General features: G+C 46.0%; 24 protein-coding genes. 4 read left to right on the plus strand and 20 right to left on the minus strand.

What is annotated here, in order from left to right; all coding sequences use genetic code 11:
• Both F461_RS0102795 and F461_RS0102800 read right to left on the minus strand, forming a co-directional pair.
• Positions 1-1,353: a hypothetical protein gene (locus tag F461_RS0102795; RefSeq protein WP_019999635.1), complete on the minus strand. Its 1,353-nt coding sequence runs from the start codon at positions 1,351-1,353 to the stop codon at positions 1-3.
• A gap of 114 nt (positions 1,354-1,467) precedes the next feature.
• Positions 1,468-2,640: a pyridoxal phosphate-dependent aminotransferase gene (locus tag F461_RS0102800; protein WP_019999636.1), complete on the minus strand. Its 1,173-nt coding sequence runs from the start codon at positions 2,638-2,640 to the stop codon at positions 1,468-1,470.
• Positions 2,641-2,928: 288 nt separating this feature from the next.
• Between F461_RS0102800 and sfsA the strand changes: the two genes are divergently transcribed.
• Positions 2,929-3,669 carry a DNA/RNA nuclease SfsA gene (sfsA, locus tag F461_RS0102805; RefSeq protein WP_019999637.1) on the plus strand — a complete coding sequence of 247 codons (741 nt, stop codon included), beginning with the start codon at positions 2,929-2,931 and terminating at the stop codon, positions 3,667-3,669.
• Between the two features lie 63 nt (positions 3,670-3,732).
• Here sfsA and F461_RS0102810 read toward each other — a convergent pair whose 3' ends face one another.
• Positions 3,733-4,683, minus strand: coding sequence for an ABC transporter ATP-binding protein (locus F461_RS0102810; protein WP_019999638.1), 951 nt, complete (start codon positions 4,681-4,683; stop codon positions 3,733-3,735).
• Positions 4,668-5,684: an aminoglycoside phosphotransferase family protein gene (locus F461_RS0102815; protein WP_019999639.1), complete on the minus strand. Its 1,017-nt coding sequence runs from the start codon at positions 5,682-5,684 to the stop codon at positions 4,668-4,670. The genes F461_RS0102810 and F461_RS0102815 overlap by 16 nt, the downstream gene beginning before the upstream one ends.
• A 192-nt stretch (positions 5,685-5,876) precedes the next feature.
• Here F461_RS0102815 and F461_RS0102820 point away from each other — a divergent pair, with 192 nt between their 5' ends.
• Positions 5,877-6,209, plus strand: coding sequence for a TraR/DksA family transcriptional regulator (locus F461_RS0102820; RefSeq protein WP_026364583.1), 333 nt, complete (start codon positions 5,877-5,879; stop codon positions 6,207-6,209).
• A gap of 433 nt (positions 6,210-6,642) precedes the next feature.
• Positions 6,643-7,080, plus strand: a complete 438-nt coding sequence (locus F461_RS0102825; protein ID WP_019999640.1) for a GNAT family N-acetyltransferase — start codon at positions 6,643-6,645, stop codon at positions 7,078-7,080.
• 408 nt (positions 7,081-7,488) lie between these two features.
• Here F461_RS0102825 and F461_RS0102830 read toward each other — a convergent pair whose 3' ends face one another.
• The 16 genes from F461_RS0102830 to fliR form a co-directional block, all read right to left on the minus strand.
• Positions 7,489-7,911 carry a response regulator gene (locus tag F461_RS0102830; RefSeq protein WP_019999641.1) on the minus strand — a complete coding sequence of 141 codons (423 nt, stop codon included), beginning with the start codon at positions 7,909-7,911 and terminating at the stop codon, positions 7,489-7,491.
• Positions 7,912-8,180: 269 nt separating this feature from the next.
• The gene (locus tag F461_RS0102835; protein ID WP_019999642.1) at positions 8,181-9,005 is read right to left on the minus strand and encodes a TatD family hydrolase; all 825 of its coding nucleotides are present in this window, start codon (positions 9,003-9,005) and stop codon (positions 8,181-8,183) included.
• 147 nt (positions 9,006-9,152) lie between these two features.
• A complete protein-coding gene (locus F461_RS0102840) occupies positions 9,153-10,106 on the minus strand; it encodes a chemotaxis protein (protein WP_019999643.1) in 954 nt (317 codons plus the stop codon).
• Between the two features lie 54 nt (positions 10,107-10,160).
• Positions 10,161-11,006, minus strand: coding sequence for a 4-hydroxy-3-methylbut-2-enyl diphosphate reductase (gene ispH, locus F461_RS0102845; protein ID WP_019999644.1), 846 nt, complete (start codon positions 11,004-11,006; stop codon positions 10,161-10,163).
• A 2-nt stretch (positions 11,007-11,008) separates the two neighbouring features.
• Entirely contained in the window at positions 11,009-12,040 is a 1,032-nt protein-coding gene (locus tag F461_RS0102850) for a tRNA dihydrouridine synthase (protein ID WP_019999645.1), read from the minus strand.
• A gap of 75 nt (positions 12,041-12,115) precedes the next feature.
• On the minus strand, positions 12,116-12,982 hold the full coding sequence (locus F461_RS0102855) for a hypothetical protein (RefSeq protein WP_019999646.1): 867 nt from the start codon (positions 12,980-12,982) through the stop codon (positions 12,116-12,118).
• Positions 12,983-13,044: 62 nt separating this feature from the next.
• The gene (locus F461_RS0102860) at positions 13,045-13,461 is read right to left on the minus strand and encodes a hypothetical protein (protein WP_019999647.1); all 417 of its coding nucleotides are present in this window, start codon (positions 13,459-13,461) and stop codon (positions 13,045-13,047) included.
• Between the two features lie 2 nt (positions 13,462-13,463).
• Positions 13,464-13,793: a hypothetical protein gene (locus F461_RS0102865; RefSeq protein ID WP_019999648.1), complete on the minus strand. Its 330-nt coding sequence runs from the start codon at positions 13,791-13,793 to the stop codon at positions 13,464-13,466.
• Positions 13,794-13,795: 2 nt separating this feature from the next.
• Entirely contained in the window at positions 13,796-14,476 is a 681-nt protein-coding gene (locus F461_RS16905) for a flagellar basal body-associated FliL family protein (protein ID WP_019999649.1), read from the minus strand.
• Between the two features lie 136 nt (positions 14,477-14,612).
• Positions 14,613-14,993: a chemotaxis response regulator CheY gene (locus F461_RS0102875; protein WP_019999650.1), complete on the minus strand. Its 381-nt coding sequence runs from the start codon at positions 14,991-14,993 to the stop codon at positions 14,613-14,615.
• 18 nt (positions 14,994-15,011) lie between these two features.
• Positions 15,012-15,809, minus strand: coding sequence for a FliA/WhiG family RNA polymerase sigma factor (locus tag F461_RS0102880; protein ID WP_026364585.1), 798 nt, complete (start codon positions 15,807-15,809; stop codon positions 15,012-15,014).
• Positions 15,763-16,578, minus strand: a complete 816-nt coding sequence (locus tag F461_RS0102885) for a MinD/ParA family protein (protein WP_019999652.1) — start codon at positions 16,576-16,578, stop codon at positions 15,763-15,765. The genes F461_RS0102880 and F461_RS0102885 overlap by 47 nt, the downstream gene beginning before the upstream one ends.
• Before the next feature lie 24 nt (positions 16,579-16,602).
• Entirely contained in the window at positions 16,603-17,676 is a 1,074-nt protein-coding gene (locus tag F461_RS0102890; RefSeq protein WP_019999653.1) for a flagellar biosynthesis protein FlhF, read from the minus strand.
• Between the two features lies 1 nt (position 17,677).
• Entirely contained in the window at positions 17,678-19,789 is a 2,112-nt protein-coding gene (gene flhA / locus F461_RS0102895; protein ID WP_019999654.1) for a flagellar biosynthesis protein FlhA, read from the minus strand.
• A gap of 63 nt (positions 19,790-19,852) precedes the next feature.
• Positions 19,853-20,917 carry a flagellar biosynthesis protein FlhB gene (gene flhB, locus F461_RS0102900; protein WP_019999655.1) on the minus strand — a complete coding sequence of 355 codons (1,065 nt, stop codon included), beginning with the start codon at positions 20,915-20,917 and terminating at the stop codon, positions 19,853-19,855.
• An 18-nt stretch (positions 20,918-20,935) separates the two neighbouring features.
• Positions 20,936-21,706 (minus strand): flagellar biosynthetic protein FliR, encoded by a 771-nt coding sequence (fliR, locus tag F461_RS0102905; protein WP_234702111.1) that lies wholly within the window; start codon positions 21,704-21,706, stop codon positions 20,936-20,938.
• Positions 21,707-21,960: 254 nt separating this feature from the next.
• Between fliR and F461_RS0102910 the strand changes: the two genes are divergently transcribed.
• On the plus strand, positions 21,961-22,560 hold the full coding sequence (locus F461_RS0102910) for an IMP cyclohydrolase (protein WP_019999657.1): 600 nt from the start codon (positions 21,961-21,963) through the stop codon (positions 22,558-22,560).
• Positions 22,561-22,623 lie beyond the last annotated feature (63 nt).

The raw sequence follows: 22,623 nt of genomic DNA on the forward strand, positions 1-22,623 counted from the left end.
CTAGAACTCCTGAATATCGGGCTCCCTGCCTAAGAAGTGTTCAAGCTGCTTGCTTTCTTCATCATAGCCGGTGGCACCGAGCCGTGCATTAGCCAATCGCTTGCCTAGTTCAACATGCGGCTGGTTAAGCGGATTTATTTCGAGCAGCCAGCCTGTAAGCACTGTTGCGATTTCTAACAATGCAATAAGGCGTCCGGCTTCAGTTTCTGTTGTTTCACCCACTCTTATTTCTACAAGCGGGGTCTCTGTTTGGCCAAGAGCCATGCGGGAACCAAGAGTTTCTGCCTGCAGGAGGGTTCCAAATTTTTCACCGCGCAGGTAACTCCATTTTTCCGGCAGATCATCGGCAAACGTTATGCCTTCAGGTTGGTTAGGGCAGGTAAGGTACAGACAACCTTTGTCTCTGGGCCCTCCAAGGTAAAGCTGCTGGGTCGAGTGCTGATCTGTTACTCCCTTAGCTGGAAGGGGGGTAGAACCCTTACCCTCTTTGCCAAGGCTTTCAGCCCATAGCTGTGCGAACCAGTCTCCAAAAGAAGCCCATGCTGGAATATAGGTGAAGAATAATAAAATATTATAGTCTTCTTCCATAAGGGTTTTTGCCCAGGATGCAATTTTCCACGCAGGGTGATCTTGCATAGTGCGTTCACCGCATTCGCGTTCGCAAAGGCAGTTGCCAACTGACATAGCACCATCAAGCAGAGCTTTCCAGTTAATACCGAGAAAGGCTGCCGGAACCAGTCCCACTGCGCTGAGCACGGAGTAGCGACCGCCGAGATTGTCAGGTACAGGCATAGAACGTGCGCCAAGCCTGTTCACTTCCTCACGCAAGTAGCCATTCTGCGCATCCGTAATGAGCATGATGTGGTCTGCCCATGTGTCGCCAAGGTGCTGTTTGAGCCATTCGCGTGCAATAAAGTATTGCGCAATTGTTTCAATAGTACCACCGGATTTAGAGATGACGACAACGACAGTTTTTTCTGCTGGCAAACGTGTCAGCCATTCTTCTATTGTTCCGGCATCGACATTGTCAGAGATCCACAGATGTTTTCCAGTGTGGTTCGGCATATCCTGTTCAGGATAAAAAGCACGTTGCAGGGCTCTTGTTCCCAACGCGCTGCCGCCAATGCCTAAGAGCAGCATGTGTTCAAAAGACTGTAGCCACGGAGAGTGTTTTAAAAGTTCTTTTTCCAGTTCCTCTCGATAGGGCAAGTTGATAAACGGAAGTTTATTGCTGTCAATTTCTTTATAAAGGTGCGTAGCAAGCTGGCCGCAGCGGGAATCATGACGTCGCTCATCTTTTTTAGAAAGACGTCCGTTCCAGGCACCTGTCCAATCGATTGTGTTTGTGGTCATAAATAATACCCCGCTTCATTTGCATGACGATAGAGCTGCCCGCATACCAAAAAGGGCAGGAGATTGTATGATGAAGCGTAGGGAAAAAGTGTAAAGCTCAATATTATATTTATCTTAGCCAAAAAGGATACGCGCAATTTTGCTTAGAGATTCTTCAAGAGTTTTTTCATCTACTGCGTAGGAAATGCGGATACAGTTATCATCACCGAAAGCAGCGCCCGGCACTAATGCAACACCGGCTTCTTCGAGCAGATACGTGCACAGAGCAGCAGAGTCCGGGTAGGTCTCATTGTACAGACGATGAACATCCGGGAACAGATAGAACGCGCCTTGTGGTACAGGACAAACAACATTAGGCCATTTACCAATGATGCTCATGGCAAGGTCACGGCGTTTGCGGAAGGAAGCTCGCATGGAATCAACTACTTCAAAGCCGCCTGTAAGTGCTGCAACAGCACCTTTTTGTGCAAATGAGCAGACGTTGGATGTGGATTGTCCCTGAATTTTGCTCATTGCCTTGATAAGGTCAACATGAGCCAAAACGTAACCAATACGCCAGCCTGTCATTGCGAAACTTTTGGCAAGACCGTTTACTATGCATACCTGTTCCGGGTATTTTTCCCACCATGTGGCAAGAGATGCGTGTTCTGCAGGTGCATATACAAGTTGGTCGTAAATTTCGTCGGAGATAATAAAGATGTTGTGGCTGATAGCCCATTCAGCAATTGCGTCAATTTCTTTGCGGGAGTAAGCCGCTCCAGTTGGGTTGGACGGAGAGTTTAGCAGAAGTACAGCAGTTTTTTCCGTACGCGCAGCTTCAAGCTGTTCTACGGTAATTTTAAATCCTGCTTCAGCGGAGGCTGCGACAGCCACAGGCTTGCCCTCTGCAAGCTGAACCATTGGCGGATAGCTTACCCAGTATGGGGCAGGAATGATAACTTCGTCCCCCGGATTAATAAGGCTTTGCAGCAGGTTAAAGAGAGCCTGTTTGCCGCCGTTTGTAATCATGGTGTGTTCTGCACGGGCTGAAGTGCCATACATGATATTGAAGTAATTGGCTACGGCAGTGCGAAGTTCAGGAAGACCCGGTACTGCACCATATCTGGTAAAACCGTCGTCCAGTGCGCGCTTGCACGCGTCACGTACATAGTCTGGCGTTGGGAAATCAGGTTCGCCAACAGCAAGGCTGATAATTTCTTTTCCCTGTGCTTTCAGCTCAAGAGCTTTAGCGTTAACAGCCAAGGTAGCAGACGGTTTAAGTTGTGCGATACGGCTTGAAGTCTTCATGCGTTGCCTCTCTCTAAAATAAAATTTATGCATATATGGTCGACGTATCAATAAGCCTGAAAGTACACCGGAAGTAGCTGTTGGCAACAGTCAGAAAAGAACTGTTGTGTAGTTCTTCCATAACAATTGTTGATAACTGAATGCATTACCATGCAGTGTGGTTAAACAAAAATTATGATGTGTTCTAGCTTTCTGCGGAGTACCAGTTAACAACACACATGTAAACTTTTAGAACCGGTTTCTTTACCCAATTTTTTGGTAATCAAATAAAAAAGATATAGGAAGCTCATGTCTGTAGAAGAACCACTTATTTTATATCCAGAAGGGTGCATTGTTGGTTCCTTTGTCCGCCGCGTTAAAAGATTCAGTGTTGAAATTCTTGTGGATGGAGAATCTGTCTGGATACATTCTAATAATACCGGCTCAATGATGGGACTGTTGCGGCAGGGCTCACCCATTTTAGCTTCCCCCGCTGCGAATCCCGATAGAAAACTTAAGTGGACGCAGGAAGCGGTCGGGTTGAACATGGCAACTGGAATAAATTGGGTAGGGGTAAACACCCAGACACCGAATAAAATGCTTAAAGCTGCTTTTGAAGCGGGCAGACTGCATTGGGGGGAAGGCTATACTGTCTTTAAAAGCGAGGCGAAAATCGGTGACAGTCGTGCAGATGGCGTGTTGCGGACAGAAGATGATTCTTTGCCCCCGCTTTGGATAGAATGTAAAAACGTGACCATGGTAGAAGATGAAGTTGCTTGTTTTCCTGACGCAGTAACCGAACGCGGGCGAAAGCATCTTAACAATATGATTAATGTGGTGAAGCAGGGACATCGCGCAGCGTTTTTTTATCTTATTCAGCGTCCGGACGGGCATTGCTTTGCGCCGGCAGATATTATTGATCCGGCATATGCAGAGCTTTTTTATGAGGCTATTGAACTAGGTGTTGAGGTCTATCCGTATAGAGCAACTGTCACAGAAGCAGGCATTGTACTTGGAGAGCTACTTCCTGTTAACCCCAAAGCTTTTTAGCAGCGTCTAGTGTGTTAACTACAGAGCATTTCAGAGTTAGATAGTATTTTTACTCAGTAATTATTAATTTAGAATAAGCTGAACGCCGACAGCGTCGCCTTCTGCAAACTGGGCAGTGAAACCGTACACTGTGAGTTCGGAATTCTGTATTTGCAGGGTATATTTTACGTAGTGTCCACCAAATTGCACACGGGTGATGCGAGCTTCTGTTCCTTGTTTCAAGGTAAGTTGTTCTGGTCTGATGATGGCGTATTCTCGTCCATTTGGGATTATGGATGCGGGAATATTAAGGCGGGCGCATAGTTCTGGTGTCAAAATGTTTACAGGACCTAGGAACCGCGCCACTTCAATGGAGTCTGGAGAATTGTATAGTGCGGATGGCGTGTCGAACTGCTCCAGTTTTCCATTGAGCATGATGCCGATTTTATCGGACATTGCGAAGGCTTCTTCAAGGTCGTGGGTGACACTGATAGTCGTAATTCCAAACTCTTTCTGCGTATTTCGGATAAACTCTGCAGTTTCCATTTTGAGGTTGCGGTCAAGATTCGCAAATGGTTCATCAAGCAGTAATACAGCAGGGTTAACCACCATAGCTCGAGCTATGGCGACACGTTGTTTTTGTCCTGCGGAAAGCTGTATGGGGTACTGGTTTTGTTTGTTAGAAAGATGGAAAAAATCAAGAATGGTGCTTACCCGCGCTGTAATCTGGTGTGCTGGTACTTTTCGCGCTTTTAAGGCGAACGCTGTATTTTCGAAGACTGTAAGGCTCGGGAAAAGCAAGTAATCTTGAAACACCATAATAATGGGATTGTCTTTAGATGGCGGTGTTTGAAATGTAATTGATCCGCTGTCCTGTTCCTCTAGTCCGGCAAGAATTCGTAATAGGGTGGTTTTTCCCACACCGGATGGGCCGATCAGGGAAACGATGTCTCCTTTATCCACAGAAAAAGAGACATTGGAGAGCACAGGCTTTTCGTTATATTTTTTACAAAGGGAATCTATTGTAAAAACCATTCAAGATTGTCCAGATAGCGTTCAATTGTTGCAAATGTGTCGTTGTTTTTCAGAGCACGATCTTTTTTGGTGTATTCGTACCATGCCATGTAACACCACGATAATCCCCTAAGGATGATTGTCTTTTCTAGTATTCCTGTAAGAATGGCAAGCTCTTCTACTGAGTGATCTAATTTTGCGTACTCTTTGTAACGCGATAGAAAGTGATGGCGGTGTTCAGGTGTGGCGATAAAGTCTGTTTTCCACAACGTGGTTGTTGGAACAATAAAATGGCCAAGATCTTGATAGCGGCTTGAAACCACCGCTTTTTCCCAGTCCACGAGATGTGCTGTATTGCGTTCTCGGTTAATGATAAAGTTACCGGAATTAACCTCGGTATTTACTATAACCTGCTTTTCTGCCGCAAAGGCTGGAGCATATTGTTCACCGAGTTTGGCGATTCTTTTACTGTACTTTTCAAGGCTGCGACGGACTGCTGTTTTGGGGTGATCGTTGAAACGCGCAAGCAGGCCCAGAGATTCTGTCACAATATCTGCTACAGGATTTAGTTGATGCACAAAGCAATCTTGTTCGGGGACAGGCTGGGTGTGGACAGCTGCAAAAATTTTTGCGGCACGATCTAAATCTTGCGTGTAATCAAGAGGCGTTCCCGGAAGGTATTCCATGAGCAACACACCACGATCAAAGACTGAATTAAAATTTCCAGCGTTTGTATCTTCAAAATATGGAATTGGGGTCACTGTTGAGTTTTCGAGCGCGGAAAGTATATTAAATTCATATCGGATCTGCTCTGAATTTAACCCCAGCTGGCTTCCGTGATTAATGCGGAAGACAAAATGATTTTTGGGGGCGAGATTTTTTTGCGTTGTGCCGGTGATTATCCAGTTTTCATTATATTCACCTGCTGCAAGGAATGAGACGTCGGAAAGACTGTGACACTGGAGTTTTTCAAGCCAGCCTGAAGAGTGTAGGTAGCTGGCGATAATATTTTTTTTATCCATATATGTTGTTTCTTCTTAAGCTGATTATTGATGCGCGAAAGTATAGCAGAAAAAGTGTCTAGATGTGGAAAATACATTTATCATGGAAAAGTAGTTGGTTAGATTGTGTACTTGGGTGGGAGGATCCTCCCACGGATTTTTGTTATTCATTCCATCCTTTCTGCAATTTATTTCCAATAGTAGAGCAATGATATGCAAGAAATTCAAAAAGAAGCACTCGTGCAGAAAATGCACGCGGAAGTTGGTCGTTTGAAAATGGAAGTTGACAGGCTGAAGGAAATTACAGGGCCTGTTGCACCTGACGACGCTATCGGTAGGCTTTCACGCATGGACAATATAGTGAATAATAGCGTCAATAAAGCTGCTTTGTCCAAAGCGCAATCACGTCTTGCCGGGTTGGAATATGTTTTGCGAAAGGTTGATGACCCGGAATTCGGGTACTGTATGGAGTGTGGAGCACCTATTCCGCATGCCCGTCTGATGGCAATACCGGGGGCGACTTTGTGCGTTAACTGCGCAGAATAGAAAAGATACAAAAAGACTATAGCCGCGCACCAGAGACCCCTCTGATGCGCGGCTATTTATCTGCTGCGGGGACAACAGATACCGTAGCCAGTGGCATACACCAAAAGCACGTTGAATTGTGTACGTCGTTACTACATCTTTTCATGAAGTTTGTACTCTTTTTCCGTGAATGGAATAGAAAGCATCGCAAACGGTCTATAACCATCTAAGGTTATAGTGTAATCTTTTTTTATGTTTAATTTCCTGAACTATTATTCGGGCCTACTGTTCATCTTCTTTATGATGCTTTTGAGTGAGTAATCTTTTTGTTGTAATATGACATAGTAGCCCACTTAGATGATAAGTTCTAGATTTCGATGTTCCCCGTATGATAGTTTATGGTAATTTCGTGCTTAAATTAAAACATACAAAGCACTTCGGGGGAAAAGTCGCTATGCTTTATTCTGTTGAAGAAATTGACAAAGAGCATGAACTGTATGAGCCGACTGTGGCAATGCGACGGGTGGATTTATATCCGGTGGGACGGGTAACCCGTTCTTACATTCAGGATGAGTTGGAAGATGAAAGCACACTGCTGGTTGCCGTGAAAAATAGAAAACTTTTAGGTTGCAGTAGGCTTACATTATTGGGTGAAACAATGAAGCTTTCACACATGGTCGTAGGCGAAGGGTATAGGTTAACAGGTGTCGGCTCCTCGCTTATGCGAAAAATTTTCAAACTATCAAAACAGATGGGTGCTAAAAAAATCCAACTAGAATCTATTCCGGAAGCAGTGCCTTTTTTTGAACGTTTTGGTTTTGTTGTGGTTGGAGAACAAAAGATTCTTGACCTGCTTGATTTGCCTGCTCTGGATATGGAGCGGGAGTTGTAACCGGTAGCTAGTAGCTTTTGGGTTTAGGCAAAAGTAGCGTTGGGCATTTTGTAAAGGGTAATTTCCTTTGGGGGGTACCCTTTACAATCTTTTAAGATCTCCTTTCATGTGCCGAAAGGGGGTCTTTATTTATTGAAATTGATTTTACGGTGCTCTGAAAAGGAACAAGCATGGATAGCTGTATTGCAGCGTATCCATGCTTGTGTTGTCCCCTCAAAGATCCAAGTTGTGGAAAGGATCAATGAAGTTCCGTTAGGCGATTTAGTTGTGTGTTGGTTTGTGAGACCGCGTTCTTCATACCATGTTCACATACTTCACCCAAGCACTATCGGCCAATTTAGGTAGCTCTGGTGAAAGTTATAATGAAAATAACAAGCTCTAACGAGTTTCCGGTCTTTTTTGGCATGCCTACCTATTTGAAATGATAGTTTTTTGGGGGTGCTGATGCTTGGCAACACAAAGTTCCGCAGAAACAGTTTCAATAAATTCTGTAGGAGTGAACGGCTTGGGGATGAAACGGGCAATTCCACTGCGAAGTGTATTCATAATATACTGGAGAGAAATGACATCTCCCATGACCAAAATTGGTGTTGTTGGATTGGGCGTTTTTTGTACCAATGACACAAACTCCACAGCCGTCATTTTCTGTGGTGGAGTATCTATGATTATGGGGTCAGTTATTATGGCGTCGAAGGTAGAGGATTCAAGCGCAGTAAGTGCAGAAGGCAGACTTTCACAGCAGGTGGGGGTATAACCCGCGGCAGTGAGGAGCAGTAACAGTTGCACCTGTTCCGCAAGAGAGCTTGTGATAACTAATATTTTTTTTTCCATATGCCTTTCCTTCAAAAAGAGTGAGGATAAGTATATGGCGTTTTAAGTAATATGTAGAACTGTATAGTGTAGATAATAAGCCCCCTTTGCCGAGCTCAGGGGGCTATTCACTTGAAACCGTAAAAGTCATCTGGGGACAGTACTTTTCGTGTAATCGAAATCAAGAAAGGGGACAGAGCTTGCGGGGATGCAAAGGACTGCCAACTTGCCCGTCGAAGATAAAGAAAATTTGTTCGAAGAGCCGCAGAATCGCCAGCGGCTGACCCGTTCTATAACCCAAAAAAGCGGATTGCGTTGTTGCCGCAGGTTGTCCAGAGCTCTTCGGTATCAATACCGAGTTCTTTGGCAACACATTCTGCTGTAAATACTGTGTAGGCTGGCTCGTTACGCTTTCCGCGGTAAGGAACAGGCGTAAGATACGGGCAGTCTGTTTCTATAAGCATGCGATCCAGAGGGATAACTTTGAGTGCTTCGCGTGCTTCTTCATTTTTTGGATATGTCACCGTACCCGGAATAGAGAGATACCATCCGTTCTTAATAATGCGTTCAGCAAGCTCTGCGTCACCGCCAAAGCAATGCCAGAGCACGGGATAGTCTACAAAACCTTCTGCTTCCAACACGTCGATAGTATCTTCTGCTGCATCTCTTGAATGAATGATGACACGGGTATTAAGCTCTTTTGCTAAATGAAGTTGCTTAATAAAAATGTCTTTTTGATTTTCACGTGGGAAATGATCCCAGTAATAATCCAGCCCAATTTCACCGATACCACGAAGCCTGCTGTCTTCAGCGAAGGCTGCACGCATAGCATTTAGCTCTGCATCAGTGCATTGATCCACGTGGCTTGGGTGTGTGCCGAGAATGAAGAAGACTTCGTCATGCTGTTCAAAAAGGTGACGGTTGTTCTTCCATGCTTCATGCCCAAGGAATACGTTGCAGATATAGCGCACTCCGGATTCTTTTGCGCGTTTCAGCACCTCTTCAATGTCGGAAGAGAACGGCGGTAGGTCGAGATGTGCGTGAGACTCGACACCGGTATACGGCAGCGCAAGGCTTTGCGGTAATGGCGCCGGTTTAGATTTTTTTTTACCCATTGAATATATCCTGCTGCAAACTGGCTATTGCCAGCCTTAATGTTCTTCGAGCCGCTGATTATGATAATGTTGAAGCGGTCTGTCCATAGAAATAAAAAAGGGTGGAGCAATTGCTCCACCCTTTTGTTTTCGTATTAGAGTCAGAAATTATGCAGACTGTTGACGGCGCTCTTCGATTAGCTCGATGGCGCGCTGTGCAAGCAGAGTTACTTCCGGCTTTGATACCTGCATATCTGCACCAACGGATTCGCCTTTGTGGCGCAGTTTATCCGTAATGAGTGAGGAGAACAGGATAACCGGCAGTTTTCCGAGAACGGAGTCTTCCTTGATTGCCTTGCAAAGGGAGTGACCATCCATTGCAGGCATTTCAATATCGGAGACTACTACCTGAACGTAGTCAGTGAGCGGCCTGTTATTCTCTTCGGCGATAGATTTGAGCTGACGCAGCCTGTCCCATGCCTCTTTACCGTTGTTGTGTGCTTCAACCTGAAAATTAGCTTTTTCCAAAAGGTCGGTAAGCATTTCACGAATAAGACCGGAGTCATCGGTGATCAATGCACGGCGGCTTTCGCCGTCTTCCCAGTCGATTGCGTCATCAAGTTTGAGTGCAAGTTCCGGATTCAAGTTAGCAACAATTCTTTCGAGGTCGAGCAGGAAAATGATACGGTCATTAATTTTAACGACACCGGTAATGGACTGTCCGCTTAAATTAGAAACGTAGCTGCTTGGCGGTTCAACCTCTTCCCAGCTGATGCGATGAATACGGTTGACACCGGATACCTGGAACGCGGTACATACGTTGTTGAATTCTGTTACAATAACTTTTGGTGGTTCTGTTTCTTCACGGTGTTTTCCAAGCCACATAGACAGGTCAACAAGCGGGATAACCTGTGAACGGAGGTTAAAAGCACCTAAAATACAGGAATGACCGCTTTCAGGTAGTTCTGTTACGGTAGGCATTCTGATAATTTCGAGCACCTTCGCTACGTTTACTCCGTAGTAACCGCGATAGTTGGTGCCGTCTATCTCAAGTTCATCCAAGAAAAATTCAACAATTTCCAGCTCGTTGGTGCCGGACTCTAAAAGTATGTTTGTCTGCATGGCGTTCTCCGGTGCGTGGTTCTAGTTCGCGCAGACTTATAAAAAAGTGTACTTCTACAAATTCATAAGGAATTCTTCCGTAGCATCAATAATAGAACGCGGGGTTGAAGCACCGGCGGTGAGTCCTACTACTTTCATGCCTTTAAAATCCGAGGCAGAAAGTTCTTCCGGTCGTTCAACATGGAAGGTAAGGCACCCTTGTGCACGGGAAACATCCGCTAGCCTGCGGGTATTTCCGCTGCTGTAGCCTCCCACAACAACCATTGCATCCACTTTTTTTGCAAGTGCAATGGCTTCTTGTTGTCGTTCTCTTGTCGCATTGCAAATAGTATTAAGTACTTGAAGTCGCTCTGCCAGCTTTTCTTGAAGGTACTCATCTATTCGGGAAAATTCCTCTCTGTCCTGTGTAGTCTGCGCAGCGAGGCAATAGTCTATATCGGCAGAAAGTGGAAATTTCTTGAGCTCCTCAAGTGAATTAAACAAAAAGGCTCTGTCATCGGCATAACTCATCAGTCCACGCACTTCCGGATGGTCTTTTTCGCCGTATAAAAGAAGAAAGCACCCTTTGCCTATTATGTTGTAGATACCAAGCTGAGCGCGTTTAACCTTTGGACATGTTGCATCAACAACTTCTTTGCATGAGTCTGTTAATGTTGTTTCGGTTTCTCTGGGAATACCATGCGCACGGATAATAACACGTTCATCTTTATTTGCGTCATCTGCGTGTTCAAGGCAGCGTACATTCATATTTTTATATTGTTCAAGAACCTGAGGGTTATGAATGATTGGCCCCAGAGTCGCAATTTTTGCATCATTTTTTTCTACTTCTGCATCCAGTTTTTCCAACGCCAGTGAAACCCCGAAACAAAAGCCGGATGTTTTAGCCCTACGTACTTCCATACTTACTCCGATGTATTCTGCATGCTGATGGTTTCTGAGATGTTGTCCAGATCAACCGCTTCGCAGCGGGCAAAAAAATCTTCTATGACCGCATCAATCTGTTTCCAGCCTGCACATGTGGCGAGCTGCTGACGTAGGGCCTTTGCCCCTTTGAACAAGCGTACATAGCGTGGAACAAATGTCCGCATTTTAAAGAGGGCCGTACGTTCATTCGTGTATTCAAGGGCAAGCTCCTTGTGGCGTTGAATGAGATGCATGGTCTTGAGCGGATCAGGACGTTTGAGTGTTTCACCTTTGTAGAGCGTTGTGTACTCGTCAAAAATAGCAGGGTTGCCGATGGCACCGCGTGCGAACATAACAGATGCTGCACCGGTTTCTTTGACGCACCTCACACCGTCTTCAGGTTCCAGTAAGTCACCGCTGGCAATAACCGGAATAGAGACGGCCTCAACGACTTCTTTGATGGCAGACCAGCGCGCGTTTCCGGAAAATCCCTGTGCTGCAGTACGCGGATGCAGAGTAAGCCAGCCCGCACCAGCATCTTCAAGCCTGAGTGCAAGCTCTTTGTACACTTCCTGCTCGGAATCAACGCCGAGGCGGAACTTGAATCCTACTTTGCCCTTGCCGCCAATGCTGATCATTGCTTTGGCAACTTTGAGCGAGTTATCGAGGTCGCGCATCATGGAAGATCCACAGCCTTGTTTGAATACTTTGCGTACAGAGCAGCCCATATTCAAATCAAACCATGTATAGCCGCCTTTTACCAGATACTCCATAGCATGCGACATGATGTCTGCATCATTCCCAAAGAGTTGGAAAATTGCAGGAGATTCTTTCTCTGTGGTTTCAAGCAGCTTACGGGTGCTATTGCCGTTGTAGTAAAGTCCTTTAGCGCTGACCATTTCCGAGCAGACAACAGACGCACCGAACTCCTTGCATAAGAGTCTGAAGCAAAGGTCTGAGTATCCGGCAAGGGGCGCAAGCCATGGACGGGCAGGGGTGATGTGTAACCCAGTATTATCAGTATACTGCATAGATGTAGTACCGTTTTGAAATTTTTATATTGCGAGCATTATACAGCCGTATCGCAAGGTGCTTTGTCATTCTGATTAGGCGCGCAGATCCAGTCCCCTACGCTGTGTAGGTATTTCCTTGAAGATCAAAGAGAGGATGTCATGCGCTCCTGATGGTAAATCTGCGGTGCCAAGGCATTTGCAGGATGCGGAGTTAGCTCGAGAGGTGTTGTTACCTGCTTTACAATTTTTATCAAGCAGGAGGCGATAGGCGAATGAGATGGGATCGGCAGACAGGTTTACTTGACCCGCTGCAAGTACATGCTGTGCCCCTTGTAGTATTACACCTGCTGTGACGGTGCAAATACTGTTTTCCGGCTTGGAAATGAGCAGTTCTACGCCTTTTGCGGAGGGCATGAGCCAGGGCATGTAGTGAAACGTTCCGTGCCCTGAAGTCGAAACCATTTGCTGTACGCTGGAATGTAGTCGCATGACTCGGGTGAACTGGTCAAGGGCCATGGGAGTGTGTGTCAAAAAGGTAATGAGTGCTGTATGAGCTGCAGTGAAAGACGTATCGTCAGCAAGGTTGACTGAGCTCCACAGAGAATGGGACAGCAGAGTGTCAAGTTTATCCCTCTCCGTTAGATATGAGCGGATATAGTCCCGAAGAAATACAGTCCCTCGTGGATCAGTACCGTGCTGAAGCTGGCGCAGCAGAATAGATGGTTCAAGGGAGAGCACAAGAAACTCGAGCCATTGTCCGGGGGCCGGCATGTTTTCCACTTGTGCGAGTAGTTCCATATCCCCAATGAGCACCCACGCAAAGCCTTCCTGCTCAATACGGAGCATTCTGCCTTTGAGAAGCTGTCCAACCTTCACCTTGCGCTTAAAGATAGCGCCTCGGCTGGTTGTAGTGGAGGACTGGCTGCCTCCATATGGATTGCTGTTGCGGGAAATGCGCATGGAACACCTGTGTCAGGTACAGTATGTACTGCGACTGGCAATGAACTGGGTTGCTTTGTCGCTTATTCAGCTTTCATAAGAATGAGTTCAACTTCATCAATGGAAAGGTTGGTTGCCTTGGCGAGCTGAGGAATTGTCTGCCCTTTCTTGCGGCCGGTTAAAATCAGTTCCCGTAAGAACTGGGGAGAGCGGCTGATAGCTTCTGCCTGCTCAAGGAGTGTGCGTAATTCCTGCGCACGTGATTCTAATTGCATTTCAAGTGCCTGAAGCTCTTGCTGGCGTCTTGCAAAGGAATCTACAATTTCCTGTTCAAGTTCAGCATTGAAATGCATTTTGGCAACTAATGATTCCTGCCCTGCCTGCATGGATGTAAGAAGCACTTCGCTTTTGCGTAAACGCATATAAAATACGATAAGGAGAGCCAGTAACAGCAGCTCTGAGCCGCTGATAAAAAGCAAAATAAGCTGGGAGAATGTCATTGTTATACTTTGGTATCTATAATTTTGCCTTGCCAGGCGCTTTCAGACGTAGGTTTGGTCTCAACGTCTTGTTCAGGCGCTGTTGTGTGTCTGGAATCGGAGGAAAGGTGTTGGTTTTGTTGTTGTCCGTGGCCGTCTTCATCAACATCAAGATGAGTCTGTTCAGCGGATTGTGTCTCAGTCACATGCTCTCGGGCGAGTTCGCCCCCCCTGCGTGCTGCATCGCGCGCAGTAGCCTGCTGTCGTTCAGGGCGTGACTTTTCCTGCTCTGCAATTTTTTGAACACGCCCCATCTGCTGGAGTATTAAAGGGATTTCAGTTTCAATGGACATAACTATTTTACCAAATAGTTTTCAATAAAGACGTCCTTGAACTGACCATTCCCCATATACTGGTTAACAACTGTCAACAAGTCAGATTTGAGCAGCTGCACATTTTCTTTATCAGAAAGAAACTTAAGGTCTTTGTTTCGCAGGTAATAGAAAATTGCATCACGAAGTGTCACTTTTTTGTTCTTAGCTTCCCACGCGAGTTTTTCATTATCTGTGAACACGGCAAACTTGCAGACAAGGAAACGAATATCCTTTTTTGAGTCGCGCTGTTCAACCCAGAAAGGCTCCCAAGTGACGTCGAACTTATCCTTCTGGACAATAGGTGGTGTGTCGTATTTGCCTTTTTCTTTCTTAACAATACGCTTAACAGGTCTCGGGGTATCTTTAGGTTGAAGCATGTTCCAGCCTAACGCAATAAGAGCGATGACAAGCAGACCGATGCCGCCGAACATGAGCTTGCGCTTACGTTTACGCACCGCTTCAGGGTCTGTTTCTACCTCAGAGGAAGAGAAAGAATCGGCATTAGTGGACGTGGAGTTGTCAAGGGGCTGTTCTTCGTCCTCGTCTTCGTCTTCCATCAAAAACGGCGCATCATCAAGATCAAGTTCAACCTTGTCATCTTTTGTAGGCGTCATGGTGTCTGGTGTAGCAAGAGTATCCACGTCTAATTGAGCCTTTGTCATATATTACCTGTCCTGCGTTTGGTGGGGCATACCACTAAAACAAGGCAATCCGGCAGAGGAAGACGACAAGCGCTTTATACGGCATGTTGTGGTTTTCCTAAACCGGATGCATTATTTTTATGAGCAGTAAGAACAGTTACGGGAAAATCTTGTCGATTTTCTGCTTCATAATTTCTGCTGTGAACGGCTTTACCACATAGTTGGATACTTTGGCCTGAACAGCTTCAATAATGTTTTCCTGCTGTGCTTCTGCCGTAACCATCAAAAAAGGCAGGTCTGCAAATTCTTCACTGCTGCGAACTTTTCTAAGCAGTTCAATACCTGTCATTTGCGGCATGTTCCAGTCAGAAATAACAAATTCGATACGGTCTTTGTTAAGAACTTCCCATGCCGTCGTTCCATCATCTGCTTCAACAATGTTAGTGAAGCCAAGTTGACGAAGAATGTTTTTAACAATTCGTCTCATAGTAGAAAAATCGTCTACAACAAGAACACGCATATTAGGATCAAAGCCCATAATAGACTCCTTAAGTCTTTATAATCCGCTGTCTTTTCCATGCATTGCATAAAAATTATTACGCAATTTAAGTAGTGCCTGAGAATGCAATTGCGAAATGCGACCCTCAGTTACACCCATAACCTCTGCTGCTTCACGCATATTTAGATCATCGCTATAGTAGAGGGACAATACCAATTTCTCTCTAGGAGTCAATTGCTCAACCAGCTGTGAAATCTGGTGTAATGTTTCTTTAGAAGCAGTCTTTTTGAAAGGCTGACTGTCTGCATCACTCATCTCATCGGCAGAAATGCTGTCTTGTATTAGATCTAAATTGAGACAAAGTTGACTTTGCAGTGCAACAAGTCCTTCACGGACTCCGGCTTTATCAAGGCCTGTTGCTTGTTGCAGTTCATCTTCGGTGGCAGCACGTCCCTTGTCGTTCTCCACCTGTTGCATGGCTTCTTCAATTTGTCTTACGCGTTGGCGTAAGCTTCTAGGGAACCAGTCAAGGCGTCGTAATTCGTCAAGCATTGCGCCGCGAATGCGGTTTTCTGCGTAGGTATCGAATTTGATGCCCATTTCCGGCTTAAACTTGCCCAGCGATTCCATAAGCCCAAGCGTACCCGCGCTGATAAGTTCTCCAAGCTCCACATTTTTAGGGAGCTTTACTTTCAGACGGGATGCAAGATACCGAACCTTAGGCGCATAGTGACGGACCACGTTTTCTTGTTCGCGGTCGGTCATGACGCCCCAGGCCTTCTCGCCGGACTCCAATAGCTTCCAGGCGTTAGTGCTGGAAGAGGAGTTTTTTCCAGAAAAACTTGATATTTCCATCAAGGTTCGCAGATATTTCCCAAGTTTGAATCTTATCTGCAAGTTTGCCGATAGCTTCGCAAACAGGAGCAGTGGGATTCTGTTGACAAACAGGACGTTGAGCCACAATAGCTTTACGTACGGCAGGATCTTGCGGCAGGTAGCCGGCATAATCCAAAGAAACTCCAGACAGGAAGTGGTCACAGGCTGAGTACAGACGGACGAACATTTCTCTTGCTGCTTTTTCAGAAGCAGCCATGTTCACAACAACTTTAAAGTGCTCAACTCCGTGGTTCAGCTTCATGACTTTAATGAGGGAGTATGCATCGGTCAATGATGTAGGTTCTGCTGTAAGCACTACAATGCGTTCCTGTACTGCAAGATTGAAGTACAAGACGTTGTCATTAATGCCTGCACCGGTATCCACAATAAGAAAATCTACCTTATCTTCAAGGCTGTCCATTGACTCGAGCAGGTCAAGTTTTTGGCCGGTGGAAAGCGTGAGCATTTCACCAATGCCGGAAGATGCAGGAAGAATATCAAACCCGTACGGGGTCGAATACAGAATGTCGGAAAGGGCAACCCCTTCGCTGAATAGGTGAAAGAGATTCTGCTCAGGTGTAAGTCCAAGCAAAACGTCTACGTTTGCGAGTCCTAAGTCTGCATCCAACAAAACAACACGCTTACCCTTTTGCGCTAATGTGTACGCAAGGTTAACGGATAGGTTTGTTTTGCCTACTCCTCCTTTACCGGAGGTTACAGACAGGACAAGAGGAAGGTTGCCACTCATGGTTCTATTATCTCCAATATGCCCTTAGGCATTCTGGTGAATTGTATATTCGCCGGGAAGCTGGTTTTTAAAAATAAGTCTCCAAAGCATTACATCTTTAGCCGGAACAAGTGTGCCCTTAAGTCCGGCGCCGTAAGAGAATGCTGAAATTGGAAGTCCCGTGGAGACAGCTGTGTTGATTATCGTTCCGAATGTACAAGCTTCATCGATCTTAGTCCAGACAATGCTGCCACCCTTTACTGCGCGGTATTTTTCCAGTGTTGCGGTAAGTTGTTTACTACTTGCCGTTGGTGAAAGCACTCTATGGAAAGAATTTTCACGGATAGCTTGCAATCCGAAGTGTTCAACTTGCTCTTTAAATGAATCACGTAACCCTAATCCCGGCATGTCGATAATGATTCGGTCATAACTTTTTGCAGCATCGCGTATGGTATTTGCGAATGTTATGCTGTCACGAATTTCGTAATAACCCATGTCGCAAAGCTGTGCGTAGTGCCGTAACAATAATCTGCCGTTACCCCGAGCGCAATCTGCATTGATAAAACAGATACGCATCGATTGATTTTGTTTACGCAATTCCAGTGCCATACGAACTGCAGCACTGGTTTTACCTGCACCGAAAGGGCCGACAAAAGTGTGAACACGACCTTTCCACTCATTTCCCCAAGGCTTGAACGTGATCAGGTCACCAAGCGGGCCAAGAATAGACATGCCGGCATCACTTTTAAGCGGGCGTACAAGGCGAAGAATTACGGTATCGTCAATATCATGGCGCTGGAGGTGTTCCAGTGCAAGACGCTGGCGCGGAGAAAGCTTGTGCAGTTGGAGGCGAGGTTTAACGAGTTCCGCAATGTACTCTTTAATTTCTGACCACTCTTCATGCCAGCGGCTCCAGCCGGAAGGCGCTGCATATTCCTGAGTTTCAGCTTCCTGAATTTCATCCACCGCATGTTCTACGCCGGCAGTAATCTGGCACCAGCGGCTGTCCGCATCTCTGCCTTCCTGTTTAGAAAGAATTACTGCTTCTTCACCCATTTCCTGTTTGATCTGAGCGAGTACGGACCGTGTTGTCTGTCCTGAGAATGTTTTTACCTGCATATTAGATTCCTACATTACCAACAGTGTTCAAACGAATGTCTGCAGGTATTTCTGCTTGAGATATTACCGGAATGTTCGGGATAAATCTCATAATAAGTTGAGAAAGATGCGGACGTACCATCGGGGATGTCAGAATAACCGGCTGACCATCCGCAACGACAGCGTTTTCTACAGCTGAGTTTACGGCCTGAATAACCTGCTGGGCTGTGGCAGGGTCAAGAGCAAGGTATGCACCGCCCTCTGTCTGTCGGATAGATTCCTGAACAGTTTTTTCCACATTCGGGTCCAGCATAATAATCGGGAGCGTATTTTCCTGATCCATATACGGTCTAACAATTGTACGTGCTAAGCGTTCGCGGACATACTCTGTGAGTACATCTGGATTTTTAACGCTTGTTCCGTAGTCCGCGAGAGTTTCAACAATAGTGAGCAGATCGCGGATCGAAATATTTTCTCGTACGAGATTTTGCAGAACTTTTTGCACTGCGCCCAAAGTGAGCACGTTTGGTACAAGTTCTTCCACAGCTTTTGGTGCGTGCTTGGCAAGGTTATCAAGCAGAGACTGAACTTCCTGACGACCAAGGAAATCAGCAAGGCTGCGTTTGAATACCTCGGTAAGGTGCGTTGCAATAACCGTAGATGGGTCAACAACAGTGTACCCTGCAAGTACTGCTTCTTCTTTTTGAACTTCCGGTACCCACAGCGCTGGCAGGTTAAATGCCGGTTCACGGGTTTCGATGCCTTTAATGGAGTGACGGGCATCGCCCGGATCCATCGCGAGGAAATGGTCGATGAGAATTTCTGCTCCTGCCATTTCATTGCCTTTGATAAGGACTGTGTACTGTCCGGGTTTAAGCTGCAGGTTGTCACGAAGATGCAGGGACGGAATAATGACACCCATATCCAGTGCAAACTGTCTGCGGATTGTTCTGATACGGGAGAGCAGGTTGCCGTCCTGTGCTTCATCAACAAGCGGAATAAGACCGTAACCAACTTCCAGTTCCAGAGCATCCAGAGGAAGAAGAGACTGTACTGCTTCCGGAGTATCCAATGCTTCTTGAGCTTTTTCACCGTCTTTCTGTTCACCCCCCGCGCCTGCACCGGTACGCTGGGCAACATCTGCACTTGCGTTGGATGTAAGTTTTGCAATGACAAACATGCAGATTGCGAAGAATGAAAATGCAAGGAACGGCATACCCGGAACCAGAGCAAATACGAGAAGTACGCAGCCGACCAGATTAAGTGCTTTAGAATTAGATGTAAGCTGACCGATGAACTCTTCACCCATTTTCGCTTCAGCCGCGGCACGGGATACGATGATGCCGGCAGCGGTGGAGATAATGAGAGACGGAATTGTGGATACGAGACCATCACCAACGGTGAGAAGAGTGTATGTGGAAAGAGCGTCATTCCATGACATGCCGTTTTGGAAAACAGCAATCAGGATGCCTGCAGTAATGTTGACTATAGTAATAAGCAGACCCGCCATTACGTCACCCTGAACGAACTTACCGGCACCGTCCATTGCACCGTAGAAGTCAGCTTCCCGGCGAATAGTTTCGCGGCGCATGGTGGCAGTTTTTTCATCAAGGAGACCTGCGTTCAAGTCTGCCTCAATTGCCATCTGCTTACCCGGCATAGCATCAAGAGTGAATCGGGCTGCTACTTCTGCGATACGTGTTGTACCGGAGGTAATAACCATTTTATTCAGGATAAAAAGAATCGCGAAGATTACGATACCGATAACATAATTACCGCCGACAACGAATTGGCCGAAGGATTGAATTACATCACCGGCAGCGTCCGGCCCTTCACTGCCGTGCAGCAGGATAAGACGGGTTGTTGCCACGTTAAGGGCAAGGCGGAATAGTGTTGTTACAAGCAGCAAGGTCGGGAAAATTGAAAATTCCAGCGGTGACTTGATGAACATAGATGTTACGAGCACCAGTAACGACAGAGAGATGGACATGCTGAGCATGACGTCCATAAGCAGGGTCGGGATAGGGATGAGCATTACAAAAAGAATGAGCACCACACCGCCTGCAAGGAGTAAATCACCGTGCTGAGAGAAACGTTCGTAATTGATTGTAGAAGCATTTGCGCTGGCAGCCATATTTCCGACACCTTTTTCGAAGAGTTGTATAACGCCTGAGTAAAACCAGTTCTGTTTGTTAACCTACTGTTTTTGCTTAAACTTATTGAGTGATGCGAGGATGGAAGCTACTGCTTTGTAGAGATCTTCCGGAATTTGATCACCCACCTTCACTGACTTATACAAAGCTCGTGCCAGAGGCACGTTTTCTCGCAGAGGAATGTTATTTTCTTTTGCAATTTCTCTAATTTTTTTAGCAATGTTGTCTGCCCCCATAGCTACAACGATAGGCGCCGGAGCTTCCATAGCGTTGTAACGCAGAGCTACAGAGATATGCGTCGGGTTTGTGACAATCACGTCCGCTTTCGGAACATCTTGCATCATGCGTTTCTGGGACATCTCAGCCATTTTTTGGCGTTGCTGAGACCGCACTTTCGGGTCACCTTCTGCTTGTTTGTGTTCGTCTTTAACTTCGTCTTTGGACATCTTGATGTTCTCTTCGTAGTCCCAGCGGGAGTAGAAGTAGTCCGCAAGAGCAATGGCGAGCATGGCAAGCATAGCGTACAGAGACACCTTAAATATGAGGCGAAGCATATATTCTGCTATGCCTTCCGGTGTTGAGTTGTAGAGAAGGATAAAGTTGTCCATTTCATCCGTAATGACGAGGTACGGGGCAATACCGATAACGGCTGCAAACGCGATGCTTTTAATAAGTCGGACAAGCGTCTGCATGGACAAGAACATGTTTTTCATCCCTTTTATCGGGTTGAATTTGTTCCATTTCGGTTTGAATACCTTCACTGTCCACAGATGCCCAACCTGAACACGCATGGATAGTCCGGCAAAGAGAAACAGAAAGAAAAAAACAGGGATGAGCATGACTGCAAGGTCGTAAGCCACATCATTAATAAAGTTGATGGCAGACTTGGTTGTCATGTCGAGCGTGGCGTCAAATGTATAGCATGAGCGCATAATGCTTTGAATACGTTCGTTAATGACGCCAATCCACGCATAGACAATAATAATCCCCGCAAGGGTGGTTGCGGCTTTAGGAACTTCTTGCGATTTGGCGACGTCACCGTCTTCGCGGGTCTTGTCCCGCTTCTTGGGCGTCGCCTTTTCAGTCTTACTCGGATCGCTTTGTGGCATGTCTGTGTGTCCTGTTTATTATTGCAACAGCGGAGAGCCGGCTTTCATCAGGTTGGAGAACATCGGGGCGAGGCTCATGATAAGTTGTTCCATACGTTGTCCCATCAGTGTGAAGAGCATTCCGATGAAAACAAGACCCACGGCGATTTTGACTGGAAAACCGAGCATGAGAAGGTTCATTTGCGGTGCTGCACGCCCCATAAGGCCGAGAGTTAATTCTACAAGCATAAGAGAAATCATAACCGGAGCAGCAACTTTAATTGCTAAAACAAACATTGTAAGGGATAAACTGAGGATCTCCTGACCTACTGTGGCAGAGAGGACAAGTCCTCCCGGCGGAATAAGATCGAATGAATCCGTAAGTGCTTTAATGAGATATAGGTGACCGTTTGCAACAATGAAAACGGTAAAACTCAATTGATACAGAAGGATAGATGTGATTCCTTCCTGTTCGCCTGAGGATGGGTTAGCAAGGGTAAGCATAGAGAAACCCATCTGGAAACCGATAACCTGACCACCTGTTCTGATGCCTGCAAAGATAAATCTGACCGCAAGCCCCAGTAGAATGCCGAGCAGAATTTCACTGACCATTATCATCGCAATTTCAAAAGGATGAGCAGGAAATGATGATGCTTTGAGAGATAATGACGGGAATATGGCGAGGGTAAGCATGAGGCATACAGAAGCCTTTACCAGACGGGGGATGGTTTTCCCTTCAAAGAATGGCAGCAGAAAAACTACAAGGCTGAGTCGCATGAGTGTGAGCAGAAAACTTAGAAATTCTGCCATATCAAAATTAAAGATGTCCATATATAAAGAATAGCAAGAGTTGCGCCAGTCTTTGAATAATCAGGGTTTTCACGTGATGGGACATCTCAACTTGTCTCAACCTGTCAGACAGATGACGCCCTTGCAAAGTGGAAATGATTCTGGCAATCCACGCAGATTGAGACAAAAAGTGCATTTTTAATTGCAACAAATTGTCTTAATGTACGAAAAGGATTTTTGTTAACAAACTGGAATTCACAAACTTTGGAGAAGTAATGGACCTTTTGCCTATTAAGCGAGCACTGTTGAGTGCTACTGATAAGACTGGGTTGGTCGAATTTGCGACGTTCTTAAGCGAAAATGGTGTGGAGTTGGTTTCTACCGGCGGTACAGCACGTATGCTTAAAGAAGCCGGGCTGAAGGTTACACCTGTAAGTGAGGTTACCGGATTCCCTGAAATCCTTGGCGGCAGGGTAAAAACCCTTAACCCGTTTATTCATGGTGGTATCCTTGCAGACAAGGATAACCCGGAGCATCTTGCTACCCTTAAAGAGCATGAAATTGCAGCGTTCGATTTGATCGTAGTAAACCTCTACAACTTTGAGAACGCAGCAGCACGCGGTCTTGATTTACGCGGCGCAGTGGAAGAAATTGACATCGGCGGCCCTTGTATGCTTCGTGCCGCAGCGAAAAATTTTCATTCTATTCTCGTTCTTCCGGATCCTTCCGAGTATAAAGCTGTACAGAAGGAACTGCTCGAAAATGATATGCGCGTAGGGCTTGCACTTCGTCGTGATATGGCGGTAAAAACATTTGCGCGTACTTCTCAGTACGATGGAATGATTACGGAGTATCTTGCTAGCAAAGATATTTAAATAACATATATTCAAATGCCTCCGGCGGCTGAGGGGAATTCCCCCTCCTGAAAAACCGACAAG

The sequence above is a fragment of the Halodesulfovibrio aestuarii DSM 17919 = ATCC 29578 genome, from assembly GCF_000384815.1.
Classification (GTDB): Bacteria; Desulfobacterota; Desulfovibrionia; order Desulfovibrionales; family Desulfovibrionaceae; genus Halodesulfovibrio; species Halodesulfovibrio aestuarii.